Annotated in this window: 9 protein-coding genes; 5 read left to right on the plus strand and 4 right to left on the minus strand. The window is 73.5% G+C overall.

Translation table 11 applies throughout. The features are described 5' to 3' along the window. The first annotated feature begins 40 nt into the window (after positions 1–40). Positions 41–1,147 (plus strand): winged helix DNA-binding domain-containing protein, encoded by a 1,107-nt coding sequence (locus RM812_RS32320; RefSeq protein WP_311580659.1) that lies wholly within the window; start codon positions 41–43, stop codon positions 1,145–1,147. Between the two features lie 378 nt (positions 1,148–1,525). On the opposite strand, the gene RM812_RS32325 is transcribed toward RM812_RS32320, so the two are convergent. Continuing rightward, on the minus strand, positions 1,526–4,357 hold the full coding sequence (locus RM812_RS32325; protein ID WP_311580662.1) for a LuxR family transcriptional regulator: 2,832 nt from the start codon (positions 4,355–4,357) through the stop codon (positions 1,526–1,528). Positions 4,358–4,594: 237 nt separating this feature from the next. Between RM812_RS32325 and RM812_RS32330 the strand changes: the two genes are divergently transcribed. Beyond that, positions 4,595–6,268 carry an AMP-binding protein gene (locus RM812_RS32330; RefSeq protein ID WP_311580665.1) on the plus strand — a complete coding sequence of 558 codons (1,674 nt, stop codon included), beginning with the start codon at positions 4,595–4,597 and terminating at the stop codon, positions 6,266–6,268. A 157-nt stretch (positions 6,269–6,425) separates the two neighbouring features. Here RM812_RS32330 and RM812_RS32335 read toward each other — a convergent pair whose 3' ends face one another. Next, complete coding sequence (locus RM812_RS32335; RefSeq protein WP_311580667.1) at positions 6,426–9,782, minus strand: ALF repeat-containing protein; 3,357 nt, start codon at positions 9,780–9,782, stop codon at positions 6,426–6,428. Positions 9,783–10,516: 734 nt separating this feature from the next. Between RM812_RS32335 and RM812_RS32340 the strand changes: the two genes are divergently transcribed. The 3 genes from RM812_RS32340 (at position 10,517) to gcl (ending at position 15,374) form a co-directional block, all read left to right on the plus strand. Further along, a complete protein-coding gene (locus tag RM812_RS32340) occupies positions 10,517–11,059 on the plus strand; it encodes a hypothetical protein (protein ID WP_311580670.1) in 543 nt (180 codons plus the stop codon). Between the two features lie 48 nt (positions 11,060–11,107). Beyond that, entirely contained in the window at positions 11,108–13,321 is a 2,214-nt protein-coding gene (locus tag RM812_RS32345) for a trypsin-like serine protease (protein WP_311580672.1), read from the plus strand. A 268-nt stretch (positions 13,322–13,589) separates the two neighbouring features. Continuing rightward, positions 13,590–15,374, plus strand: coding sequence for a glyoxylate carboligase (gcl, locus tag RM812_RS32350; protein WP_311580675.1), 1,785 nt, complete (start codon positions 13,590–13,592; stop codon positions 15,372–15,374). A gap of 78 nt (positions 15,375–15,452) precedes the next feature. On the opposite strand, the gene RM812_RS32355 is transcribed toward gcl, so the two are convergent. Next, entirely contained in the window at positions 15,453–16,070 is a 618-nt protein-coding gene (locus RM812_RS32355; RefSeq protein ID WP_311580678.1) for a DUF2207 domain-containing protein, read from the minus strand. 66 nt (positions 16,071–16,136) lie between these two features. Continuing rightward, complete coding sequence (locus RM812_RS32360) at positions 16,137–16,394, minus strand: hypothetical protein (RefSeq protein ID WP_311580682.1); 258 nt, start codon at positions 16,392–16,394, stop codon at positions 16,137–16,139. Between the last annotated feature and the right edge of the window lie 66 nt (positions 16,395–16,460).

The following is a 16,460-nucleotide window of genomic DNA, read 5'->3' on the forward strand; positions in this document are numbered from 1 at the left end:
AGGACAGAACCTGTCCGCGAGTGGCGCTATCGTGCGGCGCATGACGTCCCAGGCACCCACGACGGTCCCCGTCCTCGGCACCCGCGCCCTCAACCGCGCCACCCTCGCCCGGCAGTTGCTGCTGCGCCGCGCGCCGATGTCAGCCGAGGCCGCCGTCGCACACCTGGTCGGACTCCAGGCCCAGAACGTGAAGCCCCCGTACTACGCGCTCGCCGCCCGCCTGGACGGCTTCACCCCCGACGACCTGTCCGTGCCGATGGCCGACCGGCGGGTCGCCCGCATCGTCACCATGCGGTCCACCCTCCACACCCACACCGCCGACGACTGCCTCACCCTGCGCCCGCTGGTGCAGGCCGCCCGGGACCGCGAACTGGGCGCCTTCCGCAAGGGGCTCGTGGGCGTCGACCTGGACCGGCTCGCCGTCCTCGCCCGCGAACTGGTCGAGACGGAACCCCGCACCATGGGACAACTGCGCGGGGCCCTCCTCGCCGAGTGGCCCGACGCCGACCCCCAGGCCCTGTCCGTCGCCGCCCGCTGCCGGCTCCCGCTCGTGCAGGTGACCCCGCGTGGACTGTGGGGCAGGAGCGGTCAGGTCACGCTCACCACCGCCGAGCAGTGGTTCGGGCGCCCCAGCCGGCCGGCTCCGGCACCGGACGCCGTCGTGCTGCGCTACCTCGCCGCCTTCGGTCCCGCCTCCGTGAAGGACATGCAGACCTGGGCGGGCCTGACCCGGCTGAGGGACGCCTTCGAACGGCTCCGCCCCCGGCTCGTCACCTTCGCGGACCCCAGCGGCGTCGAGCTGTTCGACCTTCCCGACGCACCCCGCCCCGACCCGGACACCCCCGCCCCGCCGCGCTTCCTGCCCGAGTACGACAACCTGCTCCTCTCCCACGCCGACCGCACCCGCGTCGTGCCGCCCGCGCACAAGGGCCGCACCTGGGCGAAGAACCTCGCCCACCGCACCCTCCTCGTCGACGGCTTCGTGGCCGGCCTGTGGAAGCTCGACGACGACGCCCTCGTCGTCGAGCTCTTCGACCGCCTGGCGAAGACACGGCGGGACGAGGTCGCGGCCGAGGGGGAGCGGATGCTGGCGACGATGCACCCGGGCACCGCGTACGACATCCGCTTCGGGACCGTACGCGGCTGACGGGCGACGCCGTCGGCGGGGCACGGCGTGGAGAGGGGGCGTTGCGGGCCGCTCGTGGTGGCTCGCAACGCCCCCTGGTCTTGCGCCTGAGGGTTGCTCAGGAAACCTGCCGGGCGGGCCCGGAGGTGGCCCGCGCGCTCACAGCCGGAGCCCGATGACCGGGCCCCGAGAACGCGGCCGGCCGGGAATGGGCACCCGGACGACCGGCCCGCGTACGGCCCTCGCCGGCACGGGGGTCTCGGGACAGACCCCCGTATGCCCGGGCGAGCGGCACGCCCTCACGCTAGGACCGGCGGTACCGGCCTCCCAATGAGGGAACCCCCTAGGGCACTCGGGCAGGGAAAACCCTCGGTCGGCCCTCGGTAAACCCGCCCGGGATCATTCGGGTCCCCGGCCCGCCGCCACTCTGACGAGGTCGACCCGGGATCGGATCCCGAGCTTGCGGTAGACCCGGGTCAGCGTCGCCTCGACCGTCTTGACGCTCACGAACAGGCGCGCGGCGATCTCCCGGTTGGTGGCGCCCTCCATGACGAGCGCGGCCACCCGGCGCTCCATCGCGGCGAGGCCCGCCAGGGGGTCCGGCACGGTGGCCCGCGCGGCGACCGGCCCGGCCGCCTGCGCCGCGACCGCCGCCTCCACCTGCCGCAGCCAGGGCAGCGCCCGGCAGCGCCGGAACAGCCGCGCGGCCTCGTCGTACGACGCCGGCACCGGCGCCCGTCCGGGCCGTGAGGCGTGCAGCGCCGCCAGGGCGAAGGCGGCCCGCGCCTCCTCCAGACCGTATCCGAGCCCGGCCAGCCGCTCCCGCGCCGAGGCCAACCGCGTGACGGCGGACCGGTATTCACCCCGCGCCGCCCGCACCTGTGCCTCGGCCCGGTCCAGCACGGCCAGCACGCTCTCGCGGCCCAGCCGCAGCGCGTGGGCGCGGGCGACCTCGATGACGTCCTGCGCCTCGGCCGGCTCGCCGGTCCGCACCAGCGCCTCGGCGAGGTCGCCCTGCCACCGGCCGCGCGCCGGGTCGGTGATGCCCGCCCCGGCCTCCAACTCCCGTACCCGGCGCAGCGCCCGCACGGCGGCCCCCGCGTCGCCCGCCACCAGCTCGGCGTGGCCGAGCGCGGCCAGGGTGCGCGAGAGGTAGACGGCGTCACCGTCCTCCTCGGCCCGCCGCACCGCCTCCCGCGCCAGCGCGAGCGCCCGCCGCACGTCGCCCCCGGCGGCCTCGGCGAGGGCGGCCTGCATCGCGCCGGCCCCCTCGCCGATGCCCGCGTCCCGGGCCAGCGTCAGGCTCTCCCGGGCGAGTTCCAGGGCCCGGCCGCAGTGCCCGGAGTGCAGCTCGGTCTCGGCGAGGAAGCGCAGGTAGTGGACCTCGCTCTCGACCATGCCGCGCCGGCGAACCTCACGCAGCAGGGCGGTGGCCGTGGTCCGCGCCTCGGCCAGCCGGTCGCTCATCACCAGCCACCGGAACCGGCTCGAGAGGGCCCCGTTGTGATGGCACGCCACCCGCGGGTCCTGCGGCTCCTGAAGCGCCCGCCGGATGGTCGCCGGGGCGTCCGGATGCCCCATCAGCGTCTCGGCCTGGGCCTGGAACGCGAGCGCGAGCAGCTCGGCGCGCCGGTCCCCGGCCCGCGCCGCCAGCCGGGCCGCGTGCGCGGCCTCCTGACGGCCCTGCGCGAAATCGCCCTGCACCACCAGCGAACGCCAGGCGAGCTGGTAGTGGACCAGGGCGAGCAGCCGGGGGTCGTCGCCCGCGTCGGCCAGGGCCTGCGGGAACACGGCGTCGACCTCGCCGATGGCCTGCCCGGCCGCCTCGATCACCACCATCCACGCCCGCACCCGCTCACCGGGCGCACCGGCCCGGGTCAGCACCTCGCGGGCGACGTCCCGGGCGAGGTCCGCCTCGCCGGCGGTGATGGCGTCCTCGGCGGCCTGGAGCCGGCGCTCGCTGGGCCCCGGGTCGCTGCCCGCCGGGGTGTGCCGGGCCGCGAGCAGACCCAGCGAGGCGGCGACCGACGGCGCCCCGCGGTCCCGGGCCAGCGCGGCGGCCCCGGCCAGCCGGGCCGCCACCCCCGGGTCGGTGCCCGTGGTGGCCAGCGCCAGGTGCCGGGCGCGCTCGATCGGGTCGGACGCCGCCGTGGACAGCGCGGCGTGCGCGGCCCGCCGCTCCGGCGGCGGGGCCTCGGCGTACAGCGCGGCCGAGATCAGCGGATGCGCGAACCGTACGACCGGGCCGTCCGGGTCGGTCGCCAGCAGCCCCAGCTCGGCCGCCCGGGCGGTCTCGGCCTCGGCGTTCTCCCGGCCGGCCGCGCGCAGCAGGGCCGGCGTGGGGCGGGCGCCCGCGCTGGCCACCAGGAGGGTGCGCCGCGCCTCGTCGGACAGCATCTCCAGGCGGGAGAGCACCAGGGCGCGCAGCGAGGTCGGCACCGGCAGCGGCTCGCCGGGCCTGGGCGGGGTGGGACCCTCGGCGAGCGCCCGGCCCAGCTCCAGGGCGAACAGGGGGTTGCCGCCGCTGGTGCGGTGGATGTCGCGGACCGTGGAACGGGGCAGGCCTCCGTAGCCGCGTTCGTCGAGCAGCGTCGACACCTGCGCCCGGGTCAGCGGACCGAGCCGGACCGGACGCGTGTCCGGCGGGGACGCGCGCAGATGGCGGTCGTACTCCGCGCCCTCCGTCTCCGGCCCCTCGGTCCGCACCGCGCACAGCAGCCGTACCGGGGTGTCGCCCAGGCGGCGGGCGGCGAAGCCGAGGAGTTCGGCGCTGGCCGGGTCGAGCCACTGGAGGTCGTCGGCGACGACGAGGACGGGCCCGGCGGCGGCGAGGGCGCGCACCGCGGAGAGCACGGCCAGGCGCAGCGCCAGCCCGTCGCGCTGGAGCGTGGACTCCCCGCGGCCGGTGAGCGCCGACTCCAACGCGGTGCGCTGGGCGGCGGGCAGCGCGTCCGCCACCTCGTCCAGGACCAGCCCCAGGAGGTCGGCGAGGGCGAGGAAGGGGAGATGGGATTCGGACTCGGTGGCCGAGCAGCGCAACACCGTGCGCGCGGTGCGGGCGTACTCCGCGGCCAGGGCCCGCAGGACGGTCGACTTCCCGATTCCGGCGGGCCCGTGCAGCAGCACACTGCCGCCCCGGGTGAGCTGGTCACGCGCCGCGCCGAACGCCTCCTCCCGCCCGATGACCAGGTCGGAAGGGCATCCGGCAGGCTCCGCGAAGTCCCCTCGCACGGTGACCGCTCCCCTCCGTATGTCCACGCGGGAACGCCAGTTCGTCTGTCGAACGTGCAACCCGTGCGGATGGTAATCGTTCGGGTGGGGTGAGCGGGTCTTCAGGCCCGACGGGGGTGCGGGGCCGAGGAGATCGCCGGCGATGATCAGGACTTCAGGGGAAACAGTGGTGAAACCCGAGTCGCGGACTGCACGATGGCAGGGCCGCCCGGCGAGGTCCGGCACGAAGGAGGACAGATGACGACGGCCACGGAGCTGTTCCGCACCGCACGGGACTTCCTGCTGGAACACCGCGACGACTACACCGCCGCCTACGAGGGCTTCACCTGGCCCCGCCCCCAGAACTTCAACTGGGCGCTGGACTGGTTCGACGTCATCGCCGAGGGCAACGAGCGCACCGCGCTGCACATCGTCGAGGAGGACGGCTCCGAGGTCCGGGTCTCCTTCGCCGAGATGTCCGCCCGCTCCCACCGCGTGGCGAACCGGCTGCGCGAGTGGGGCGTCGGCCCCGAGGACCGCATCCTCGTCATGCTCGGCAACCAGGTCGAACTGTGGGAGACCGCGCTCGCCGCGATGAAGCTGCGCGCCGTCGTCATCCCGGCCACCCCGCTGCTCGGCCCCGCCGACCTGCGCGACCGCGTCGACCGAGGCCGGGTCGGGCACGTGATCGTGCGCGCCGAGGACACCGGCAAGTTCGCCGACGTGCCCGGCGACTACACGCGCATCGCGGTCGGCGGCACCACGGCGGCCGGCTGGCGGCCGTACGAGGACGTCCACACGGCCTTGGACGCCTTCACCCCCGACGGCCCCACCGCCGCCGACGACCCGCTGATGCTGTACTTCACCTCGGGTACGACGGCCCGGCCCAAGCTGGTGGAGCACACCCACCTCTCGTACCCCGTAGGCCATCTGGCGACGATGTACTGGATCGGCCTGAAACCCGGCGACGTCCACCTGAACATCTCCTCGCCCGGCTGGGCCAAGCACGCCTGGTCGAACCTGTTCGCGCCGTGGAACGCCGAGGCGACCGTCTTCCTGTACAACTACACGCGGTTCGACGCGCCCCGCCTGATGGCCGAGATGGACAGGGCCGGGGTGACCACCTTCTGCGCCCCGCCGACCGTGTGGCGGATGCTCATCCAGGCCGACCTGACCCGCCTCGCCACCCCGCCGCGCGAGGTCGTCGCCGCCGGTGAGCCGCTGAACCCCGAGGTCATCGAACAGGTCCGCCGCGCCTGGGGCGTGACCATCCGGGACGGCTTCGGACAGACCGAGACCGCCGTCCAGGTGGCCAACAGCCCCGGCCAGGTCCTCAAGACCGGCTCCATGGGCCGCCCCAGCCCCGGCTACCGCGTCGTACTCCTCGACCCCGTCAGCGGCGCCCCCGGCGCGGTCGAGGGGGAGATCGCCCTCGACCTGTCCGAGCTCCCCGTCGGCCTGATGACCGGCTACCACGGCGACCCCGACCGCACCGCCGAGGCGATGGCCGGCGGCTACTACCGCACCGGCGACATCGGCGCCCGCGACGCCGACGGATACCTCACCTACATCGGGCGCGCGGACGACGTCTTCAAGGCCTCCGACTACAAGATCTCCCCGTTCGAGCTGGAGAGCGCGCTGCTGGAGCACGAGGCGGTCGCCGAGGCGGCGGTCGTGCCGGCCCCGGACGACCTGCGCCTCGCCGTACCGAAGGCGTACATCGTGCCGGCGGCGGGCTGGGAGCCGGGCCCGGACACCGCGAAGGTGCTCTTCGAGCACTCCCGCGAGGTCCTCGCCCCCTACAAGCGCATCCGCCGCCTGGAGTTCGGCGAGCTGCCCAAGACCGTGTCCGGCAAGATCCGCCGCATCGAGCTGCGCGAGGCCACGGCGGCCGGCTCGCAGCACGAGTACCGCGACGAGGACTTCCGCTGACCGGACCCTCCCACGCCCACGGCACCAGGGCGCGTCGTGTGGATCTCGCCGGGGCCGCGGGGTCCGGGACGCCCGTCTGCCGCGTCGGGCTGGACCGCCCCGCCGGTCACCGGCGGGGCGGGGCGTCACCCGTCGCCTGACGGGCGGACGGTGCTGATCACCACGGGACCAGGTCGTCGACGAGGTCGGACACCACTTCCTTGCCCTCTTGCGCGATCTTGTTGACCACGGGTGAGACCTTCTTCACCAGCGGCTTCACCAGCTTGCCGCGGCCGAAGGTGGCCAGGTTGAGGGCGGCGTTGCCGACCGAGCCGACGAACTCGCCGCTGAGGAAGCCGTGTTCGATGCCGGTGAAGAGGGCTCCCAGCGCGCCGGCGCCCAGCGACACGTAACCGAAGAACGCCGCGCCCGCCGCGAGCGGCGGGAAGACCAGACTGGCCGCACCGAGGCCGGCGGCGATCAGGCCCGAGGCGACGCTGACCTTGTTGGCGGCATCGGCCCACCAGCCGGCGTCCGACCACCAGTCCTCGCCCTCCCCGCCGGTGCCGTTGGGGTGGACTTCGTCGTGGGTGTCGCTGTCGGCCGGGTTCCGGCCCTGCTCCCGCTCCTGCTTCGCCTTCTCGGCGGCCTCGCGGGCCTTCTCGGCGATCTCGGCCCGGCGCTTCTGGTCGGCGATCTGGTGCGCCTGGCTGGCGGCGGCGGCCGCCGCCGCCTTGTCCCGGCCCGCCTGGAGCGCGGACTGGCGGGCCGCGGCGGCCGACGCCTGGGCGCTGTAGGAGGACTGGAGCGCCGAACGGGCCGCGTCGATGGCCTTGTTCGCGGAGTAGTTCGCCGACCGGGACGCCTGGCGCGCGGTCGCGGCCGCCGCCTTGGCCTGGTTCGCCGAGGTCTGCGCGGCCGCCGCGGAACGGTCGGCGGCGTCGGCGTTGTCCTTGGCCTGCTGGGAGGAGGCGTTCGCCTGGTTCGCCGCGTCGATCGCCTTGTCGGCCCACTCCTGGGCCTTGTCGGCGGCGTTGCGGGCGTCGGCCGCCGCCTTCGACGCGTCCGCCGCGTCCTTCTGCGCCTGGAAGGCGATCTTGGCCGCTGCCGCGATCGACCCGCGGATCGCGGCGACGTGGGTGGCGGAGTCGTGGTCGAGCTGCGCCGCCTTGTACTGCACGGTCTGCACGAAGCTCCGGCGCATCCAGGTGGGGCCCTCCAGGGCCACTTCCGCGTACGACTTGACGTACTCGCCGCCGGTGGCCGTGGACGTCGCGGTGGCCACCGCGTCGTCCTCCCGCACCGCGGCCGGGTAGGTGCGGTCGAAGAAGTCCTGGTACGCCTCCGGGGTGTTCGCGTCGAGCGCGTCGTTGGCGGCCTTGGTGACGGCCTTGCCCGGGTTGTCGTTGAGGATGCGGCCGATCTGGACCTTGTTGTCGTCCTGGGACGCCCGGATCACCCCGGAGGTGAGGAAGTCGCCCACCGCCGTCGAACTGGAGCTCTGGAGGGCGGCGTGGGCGGCCTCCGCGATGGCGGGGCTGGATATCTGCGCGAGGTAGAGGACGGTCTCCCGGTCGTCCTGGTTCTTGGCGAGGGCCCGGTCGAGGTCCACCCAGGAGAGCACGTCCTCGTCGCTGCCGGCCAGCGCGAACTGGGCCGCCTGCCGCGTCCACGCGCCCTTCGCGTCCAGTAGCCCGGTGGCGGCCCTGCGGCCCAGCGTGGCGGCGAGCGCCAGGTCGCCGGTCTCCCACAGGGCCTTCTCGGCCGCGGCGATGACCTCCTTGAGGGCCTGCTCGGTCCGGGCGTCCTGGGTGCGCTTGTTCTCGTACTCGGCCTCCTCTTCGGCCTCGATCCGGGCCAGCAGGCGGGCTTCCTCGACGCCCTGCAGCTTGTCCTGCTCCAGGCGGGCCAGCTCCGCATTCCGGGCCGCCTGCTCCACCGCCATGGCGTCCGTCACGGCCTTGGTGGCGACGTCGGCGGCCTTCACGGCCTCGGCGGCGTGCGCGGTGGACTTGTTGGCGTAGTCGATGGCCTTGCCCGCGTTCTTCACCGCCTCGTCGGCGGCGTCGGCGGACTTCAGGGCGTGCTCGGCCGCGGAGTTGGCGGCGTCGCGCGCCGCGCGTGCCGCGGAGGCGGCCGTGTTGGCGAGGGCCTGGGCGGTGGAGGCGGAGTTGGTGGCGCGGTTGGCGGCGGCCGACGCGATGGCCGCCTGGCGCTTGGCCTCGGCCGCCTCGGACTGGGCCGCACCGGAGGCCGCGGCGGCCTGCGCGGCGGCCTGGGCGGCGGCGGCCGAGTTGCGGGCGGCGCCCGCGGCCGCGATGCCGGCGTTGACGGACTGGGCGGTGGCGGCCGCGGCGTAGTCGGCCGCCCTGGCCGCGGACTGGGCCTTCGCGGCCGCGTCGCGGGCGGCGACGGCGGCGTTCTTGGCCGCCGTCGTCTTGGAGGCGTCCTTGGAGGCGGCGATGGCGGCGTTGTAGGCGCGCGAGGCGGCGTTGCCGGCCCTCGCGGCGGCGTGAGAGGCCGCCGTGGCCGCGTAGGAGGCGCGACGGGAGGCGTTCACCGCAGAGTTGGAGGCGCTGATGGCGTCGCGGGCGGCGTTCGCCGCGCCCTTCGCGGCGTTCGCGGCCTTGCGAGCGGCCGCGGCGGACCTCTGCACGTCCTGCTGGGCCGCCGCGGCCTCGGCGGCGGCCTTCTCGGCCGCCTCCTTGGCCTTCTGGGCGGCGGCCTGGGCGCGCGCGGAGGCCTCGGTGGCCAGGTCGGTCTCGGCCTGGGCGCGCTTGCCCTCCCGCTCGACCACCGCGACGAGTTCGGCGATGGTCGCCGACTCCTGGTCCCGGGCCCGGGCGATGTGCTGGCCGGTGTCGAGGAACCACTCGATGTCCGACGCCGTGCCGCTCAGGGCGCGTTCCGCGTACTTCCTCACCTCGGGCCCGGCACTGACCAGCATCGTGGAGACCTGGACGCGCGCGTCCTCGAGAGCGGCGTCGTACTGGCCGTCGAGGAGGAATCCCTCGAGAGCCTGCTGGGTGCCGATGTCCAGGGCGGCGGAGGCCTCCCGCTGGACGGCCCTGGTACCCGTGGCCGACACGATGGAGGTCGCCACGCTCAGGTCCTCGAGCAGGGCCGGCTTGTAGCCGTCCTGCAGGAAGGCGGCGATGGCGGCGTCACCGTTGTCGAGAGCGGCGACCGCCTCGCGGCGAGTGCCCTTGCCGGCCCGGACGAGGCTCCTGGCGATGGCGACGCGGTTGTCCTCCACCGTGACCTTCGGGAGCGTCTCGGTGAGGAAGGTCCGGACCTCGGCGTCGGTGCCGTGGAGCGCGTACGCCGCGGCGGCCCTGGTGGCCCGGCCGCCCGTCATCCAGGCCCTGACCACCTTCGCCCGGTCGGTGTCGGGCAGGGCGAGCGCGTCGCCCGCCGTGCCCTCCGTGGTGGAGGCACGGACCGGGGACGCGAGAGACAGGGGACTGGCGGCCACGGTGGTCGCGGCGGCCACCGCGCCAAGGAGCCGTCTGCGGCTCCAGAACATCGTCTGCATAAGTGAGTGGTCCTCGTCGTCTTTGTTGCCGGACAGCGAATGTGCGCAAAAGACGGAACCATTTCAACGCGCATCGATGGGGAAAGCAATCAGCAGGAGTGTGAGTTGACAGCCAGCCAGAAGGCGGGTCGCGAAGGCCAGTCGGGTCCGACCGTGGACAACCACCGCTGATCTACACAGGTTCTTCACGTTGGGTCGTACAACCTTTGCAACAGGTGACGAACCTCACGCGAAGTCTTCAACGTCTGTCCGCTTTGCTCAAGTTCAGTCGGTGGACAGCGATCATTGGGTGGGGGTGACATGGACAGGCCCAGCGGAGCCGTGAGTTCGGGAAGCGGTGTTTCCGAATGAGGGCGGCGACGCCGAAGCCATTGTGGAGCAGTTGCGTTGTCGCCGGGATTGGGGGATCACATCGAATTGCGGGCGTCTTCTTCGAGCGATTCGACTCATCCGACGGTTTCCGTTCGCGCGCAAGGATCCTGCCCTCGTAAAGGCCGATTCCCGCCCCTGTGCGGCTCCCTTGGCGGGGTTGTCGAGAAGTACAGGTAAATCCGTCATCGCGTGGCCCGTGGGTGCGGGCCGAACCCTCTCGTGTCCGACTCGTCGAGACGCTCTCCGAGGCGCGGCCTGTCGGGCGGTCGGAGCAGTGGAGGCGTCCGCTTCGCCGGGTCCTGTGGACCCTGCAGGGGCCGGATGCGGTGTCCGGTCACCCGTGAATCAAGTAAAGGGATGGTATGAAGACACACGTCGATGGCGCGGCGAAGTCGCGCCAGAAGAAGACGCTCATCGCCCGCACCCTGGGTGCGGCGGCAGTCGCCGGCGCCCTGGCGTGGACCGCGCTGGCGGCCGGAACCCAGGGCGGAGCCGACAGCCCGGCGGTGGCCGTGGCGGACGAGGCTCCCGGTTACGCGGTCGAGGACTTCAACTACCCGCAGGCGGACAAGATCCTCGAGGAGCGGGGCATCGTCCTCAAGCGCGGGGACGGGCACATCACGCTGGCCGAATGCGGCAGCGGCACGGGCCTCCTGCAGGTCATGGCCCGGCGGAACGCGGAGACGATCTGCTTCAAGACGGTCGGTGACTCGGGCTGGCTGACCCTGGAGATCCCCGCCGTCTACATCGTCAAGGGCAACGACTACGCCACCCAGGTCGAGATGACCGTCGGGGACGAGGAGAAGTCCTTCGACATCGAGAAGAACACCTGGACCCCGGTGGGTGAGAGCGCGGACGAGCAGGGCCGCGAGCACCTGCTCGTGGAGATCAGGACCTCCAAGTAGCGCCAGCCGAACGCCCTTGAACCGGAACTGCCAGCAAGGAACACATTGATGCGACACCCCAGAGCCGTGCGGCTGACCGCACTGGCCGCAGCCCTGGCCGCCGGACCGGTCGTCATGACCGCCGTCCCCGCCGCCGCCGTGACGGGCCCCGCCTCCGCGGCCTCCGACACCACCCACGCCTACGCGGCGCAGATCGTCGTCGGTGACCACGACCGCGGCTGCTCCGGCGTCCTGGTCGACACCGAGTGGCTGCTCACCGCGGCCAGTTGCTTCGCCGACAACCCCGCCGCGAGCCTCGCGGTGCCCGCGGGCAAGCCGCAGAAGAAGACCACCGCGACCATCGGCCGCAGCGACCTCTCCGGCACCGCCGGCGCGGTCCGCACGGTCGTGGAACTCGTGCCCCGCGCCGACCGCGACGTGGTCCTGGCCCGGCTGAACCGCCCGGTCGCCGGCGTCACCCCCATCGCCCTGGCCGCGACCGCGCCCACCGCGGGCGAGGAGCTGACCCTCGCGGGCTACGGCCGCAGCAAGACCGAGTGGGCGCCGCTGAACCTGCACACCGGCACCTTCTCGGTCGACGCCTCCGACGCCACCACCGCGACCGTCACCGGCAAGGACGGCGTGGCCGCCTGCATGGGCGACACCGGCGGCCCGCTGGTCCGCACCGTGAACGGCACCGCGCAGCTGGCCGCGCTCGCCAGCCGCTCCTACCAGGCCGGCTGCTTCGGCATCGACGCCGCCGAGACCCGCACCTCGGGCGTCGCCACCCGTGTCGACGACCTGGCCTCCTGGGTCGCGTCCAAGGCGGGCGCCAACCGTGTCACCGACTTCAACTGCGACGGCGTCGAGGACATCGCCGTCGCCGACCCCGCCGCGACCGTCGGCGGCGACGCGAAGGCCGGTGTCGTGCGGGTCGTGTACGGCGGCGGCAAGGGCACCGCCGAGCTCAACCAGGACCTCGACTGGGTGCCGGGCGGCGCCGAGGCGAGCGACAACTTCGGCCAGGCCATCGCCACCGTCGACTACGACGAGGACGGCTGCACCGACCTGGTCGTCGGCACCCCGGGCGAGAAGCTGGGCGAGGCCGAGGACGCGGGCATGGCCGACGTCCTGCACGGTGCCCCCGGCGGCATCGGCACCGGCGTCACGAAGAACACCCACTTCCAGCAGGCCTCCGGCAACGGCTCGCTGTCCGCCTCCACCCCGGAGACCGGCGACCTCCTGGGCCAGGCCCTGGTCGCCGGCACCACCGCCGCCGGTGAGCCCTTCGTCGTGATCGGCACGCCGGGCGAGGGCCTCGACGGCGCCGCCAAGGCCGGCGAGGCGTTCTACGTGCGCGGCGGCACCAACGTCTCCGTCCACCAGGACAAGCTGAACGTGCCGGGCGCGGTCGAGGCGAACGACGGCTTCGGCGCCGTGCTCGCGGCCGACGCCAACCACATCGCCATCGGCGCCCCGAACGAGAACATCGGCGGCGACGACGCGGCCGGCAACCTCGCGGTCTTCTCCCACAAGCTGAACTCCGAGAACCGGCCCACCCCGCTGTTCGGCCTCGACCAGGACCTGGACACGGTCTCCGGCGGCGCCGAGGCGGGCGACCGCTTCGGTGCCTCCCTGGCCCTGGCCCCCTACCGCCCGTCGGGCGCGGCGGCCGCCACCGAGTCGATCCTCGCGGTCGGCTCCCCGGGCGAGGCCCTGGCCGTCAACGACGTCCAGAAGGCGGAGACGGGCACTGTCCTGACCTTCCGCGTCACCGCCTCGGGCACCTACACCCAGCTCTACGGCATCTCCTCCGGCACCGCCGACGACGACGTCTCCGGCACCTCGGAGGCCGGTGACCACTTCGGCACGACCGTGACCGCCGTCAACACCGCGCCGCGCGCGGTGAGCACCGCGGCCACGATGAGGCTGGCCGTCGGCGTCCCCGACGAGGCCGTCGGCACGGCGACCAAGTCGGGCGCGGTCCATGTCTTCTCGCTCGTCGGCGCCCCCGGTGCCAACGACAAGTGGATCGAGTCCGGTGACGGCGACGGCATCCCCGGTGCCCCGGGAGCCAACCAGCGTCTGGGCTCCAGCCTCCACTTCACCGGCACCCAGCTGTACGTCGGCATGCCCGACGGCCCGAGCGCCTACGGCGCCCTGTACGCCCTGCCGATGTCCAACGTGACCCTCGGTCAGCCGATCGCCCCGGTCACCGCCTACCAGCCGGGCCAGGGCGGCCTCCCCGCGAGCGGGGACCGCTTCGGCCACGCGGCGCGGTAGTCCGGCCCACCCGTCCCCGAGGGGGGCACCCGGTATCCACCGGGTGCCCCCCTCGCGCGTTCCGGCCGGCCCGGCGTCCACCGGGACACCGGGACGGTCCCGGACCCGGGCCCGGCCCCGTCGTTCTCTCTTGACGGCCCTCGGTCGCCCGCTTACATTACTTCCAGATCGTAGAAAAGAAATTCCGCTATACGGAAGTTGCTAACGGAAGAGCTCACCGCGGGGCGCGACGGGCGTGCGAATCCGACAGCCGAGGCAGGAGTATTCGATGGCTCGTATGACCGCTGCCCGCGCGGCAGTTGAGATCCTCAAGCGCGAGGGCGTCACCGACGCGTTCGGTGTGCCGGGTGCGGCGATCAACCCCTTCTACGCGGCGCTCAAGGCCTCCGGGGGCGTCCAGCACACCCTGGCCCGCCACGTCGAGGGCGCCTCGCACATGGCCGAGGGCTACACCCGGACCCACCCCGGCAACATCGGCGTCTGCATCGGCACCTCCGGGCCGGCCGGCACCGACATGATCACCGGCCTCTACTCCGCGATCGGCGACTCGATCCCGATCCTGTGCATCACCGGCCAGGCGCCGACCGCGGTGATCCACAAGGAGGACTTCCAGGCCGTCGACATCGCCTCCATCGCCAAGCCGGTGACGAAGATGGCGGTCACCGTCCTGGAGGCCGCGCAGGTCCCCGGCGTCTTCCAGCAGGCGTTCCACCTCATGCGCTCCGGCCGCCCCGGCCCGGTCCTGATCGACCTGCCGATCGACGTCCAGATGACGGAGATCGAGTTCGACCCCGAGACCTACGAGCCGCTGCCGGTCTACAAGCCGGCCGCGTCCCGCGCCCAGATCGAGAAGGCGATCGGCATGCTCAACGCCGCCGAGCGCCCGCTGATCGTGGCCGGCGGCGGTGTCATCAACGCCGACGCCGCCGACCTCCTCGTGGAGTTCGCCGAGCTGACCGGCACCCCGGTCGTGCCGACCCTGATGGGCTGGGGCCTGCTGCCCGACGACCACGAGCTGAACGCCGGCATGGTCGGCCTCCAGACCTCGCACCGCTACGGCAACGCGACGTTCCTGGAGTCCGACTTCGTCCTCGGCATCGGCAACCGCTGGGCCAACCGCCACACCGGCAAGCTGGACGTCTACACCGCCGGGCGGAAGTTCGTCCACGTCGACGTCGAGCCGACCCAGATCGGCAAGATCTTCGCCCCCGACTACGGCATCGCCTCCGACGCGAAGGCGGCCCTGGCGCTGTTCGTCGAGGTCGCAAAGGAGCTGAAGGCGGCCGGGAAGCTGCCCGACCGCTCCGCGTGGGCCGCCTCCGCCCAGGAGCGCAAGGCCACCCTCCAGCGCCGTACGCACTTCGACGACATCCCGATCAAGCCGCAGCGCGTCTACGAGGAGATGAACAAGGCCTTCGGCCCGGAGACCCGGTACGTCTCCACCATCGGCCTCTCGCAGATCGCCGGCGCCCAGATGCTGCACGTCTACCGCCCGCGGCACTGGATCAACTGCGGCCAGGCCGGCCCCCTCGGCTGGACCGTCCCGGCCGCGCTCGGCGTCGCCAAGGCCGACCCCGAGGCCCAGGTCGTGGCGCTCTCCGGCGACTACGACTTCCAGTTCATGATCGAGGAACTGGCCGTCGGCGCGCAGCACAAGATCCCGTACGTGCACGTCCTGGTCAACAACTCCTACCTGGGCCTGATCCGGCAGGCGCAGCGGGCGTTCGACATCGACTTCCAGGTCAAGCTGGAGTTCGAGAACATCAACTCGCCCGAGCTGGGCGTCTACGGCGTCGACCACGTGAAGGTCGCCGAGGGCCTGGGCTGCAAGGCGATAAGGGTGACCGACCCGGGCGAGCTGGGCGCGGCCCTGGAGCAGGCCAAGAAGCTGGCCGCCGAGCACCAGGTGCCGGTCGTCGTCGAGGCGATCCTGGAGCGCGTCACCAACATCTCCATGTCCGGCACCAACGACATCAGCAACGTCATGGAGTTCGAGGAGCTCGCGACCGAGCCGGGGCACGCCCCGACGGCGATCCGGTCGCTGAAGGCCTGACCCGTACGCACCGCGTCGAGAGCGGCCCGTTCCCAGGTGAACGGGCCGCTCCTTCGCGTGCCCCGCCGCGGCCCCCGCTCAGGCGGAGCCGCCGCCGCCGCACCCGCCGCCGCAGTAGTGCGCCGTACCGCCTCCCGAACCGCCCCGGCCACTGTGCGGGGAGTGCTTCAGGAGGCCCTTGTCCGCCACCTCCACCCGCTCGACGAGACCGGCCCGAAGGGCGAAGCGGGGCAGCAGGACGCGCAACGCGGCCTCGTCGTGCAGAGCTACGGCGAGCAGTCTCTCGTCGGCCGTCAGACCGCGTCGGCTCGTGGGCAGCGGGTGCAGTTCCTGCAGGGCCCGCACCTGGCGGCGGGCGGCCCGGGTCGGTCCGAGCAGCGGCCAGCGCAGCAACCCGTCCTCCGCCAGGGGGATCCGCAGCAGGGCCACCGCCAGGCGGACGTCCGGGTCCCGGGTCAGCTTCCGTATACCGAGGGGCTCGTCGAGACGCCACCGCACCACTTCCGCCAGGTTCGGAAGGGGAGTCGCGCCCGTGCCCGGCGCCGACGGCAGGGCCCGTACGGTGCCCGGCGGGCCGGGCTCGACGGCGCCCCGCAGATACAGGTCCACCACGGCGACCGTCACGGCGGCGCGAGGGCCGCCGCGCAGCAGTGCGACCTCGTGCGGCTCGAGCCAGGCCAACGTGCCGTCGTCCATGACACCACCCCCGTGCGCCCCCGTGTTGCCGGGGTTGTGCCCGCCGGCGGGGGTGCCTACGCGCGTTCAGCCCTGGTGGTGCTCGTGGTGTTCGTGCAGCCCGGGCCACTCGTCCGGGCCGCCGCCCTGCCACTCGACCAGTTCGCTCTCCTCGACGTCGGTCACGTACAGGTCGGCCAGCCGCAGGAGCTCGGCGACGTCGTCGACGTGCGAGGCGACGCCGAGCGTCTCCTCGCCCAAGGTGACCCGGCGGGAGCCGTCGAGGGCCGGGGGATGGACCACGATGTGCGGGTGCTCCGGTGGGGGTGTCGTGGGAGGTGCCATGACTTCAGGCTGCTGCGCGGGCCGGGGATCCGCACCCCGGGCGGACGCCGAGAAGCGCGGGGGGGG

The sequence above is a fragment of the Streptomyces lancefieldiae genome, assembly GCF_031845825.1.
Taxonomy (GTDB): Bacteria; Actinomycetota; Actinomycetes; order Streptomycetales; family Streptomycetaceae; genus Streptomyces; species Streptomyces lancefieldiae.

Coding starts and splice junctions, on each gene's coding strand:
- RM812_RS32355 (WP_311580678.1), bottom strand. CDS start 16,070: ATGGACGACGGCACGTTGGCCTGGCTCGAGCCGCACGAGGTCGCACTG.
- RM812_RS32335 (WP_311580667.1), bottom strand. CDS start 9,782: ATGCAGACGATGTTCTGGAGCCGCAGACGGCTCCTTGGCGCGGTGGCC.
- RM812_RS32340 (WP_311580670.1), top strand. CDS start 10,517: ATGAAGACACACGTCGATGGCGCGGCGAAGTCGCGCCAGAAGAAGACG.
- RM812_RS32345 (WP_311580672.1), top strand. CDS start 11,108: ATGCGACACCCCAGAGCCGTGCGGCTGACCGCACTGGCCGCAGCCCTG.
- RM812_RS32360 (WP_311580682.1), bottom strand. CDS start 16,394: ATGGCACCTCCCACGACACCCCCACCGGAGCACCCGCACATCGTGGTC.
- RM812_RS32330 (WP_311580665.1), top strand. CDS start 4,595: ATGACGACGGCCACGGAGCTGTTCCGCACCGCACGGGACTTCCTGCTG.
- RM812_RS32320 (WP_311580659.1), top strand. CDS start 41: ATGACGTCCCAGGCACCCACGACGGTCCCCGTCCTCGGCACCCGCGCC.
- gcl (WP_311580675.1), top strand. CDS start 13,590: ATGGCTCGTATGACCGCTGCCCGCGCGGCAGTTGAGATCCTCAAGCGC.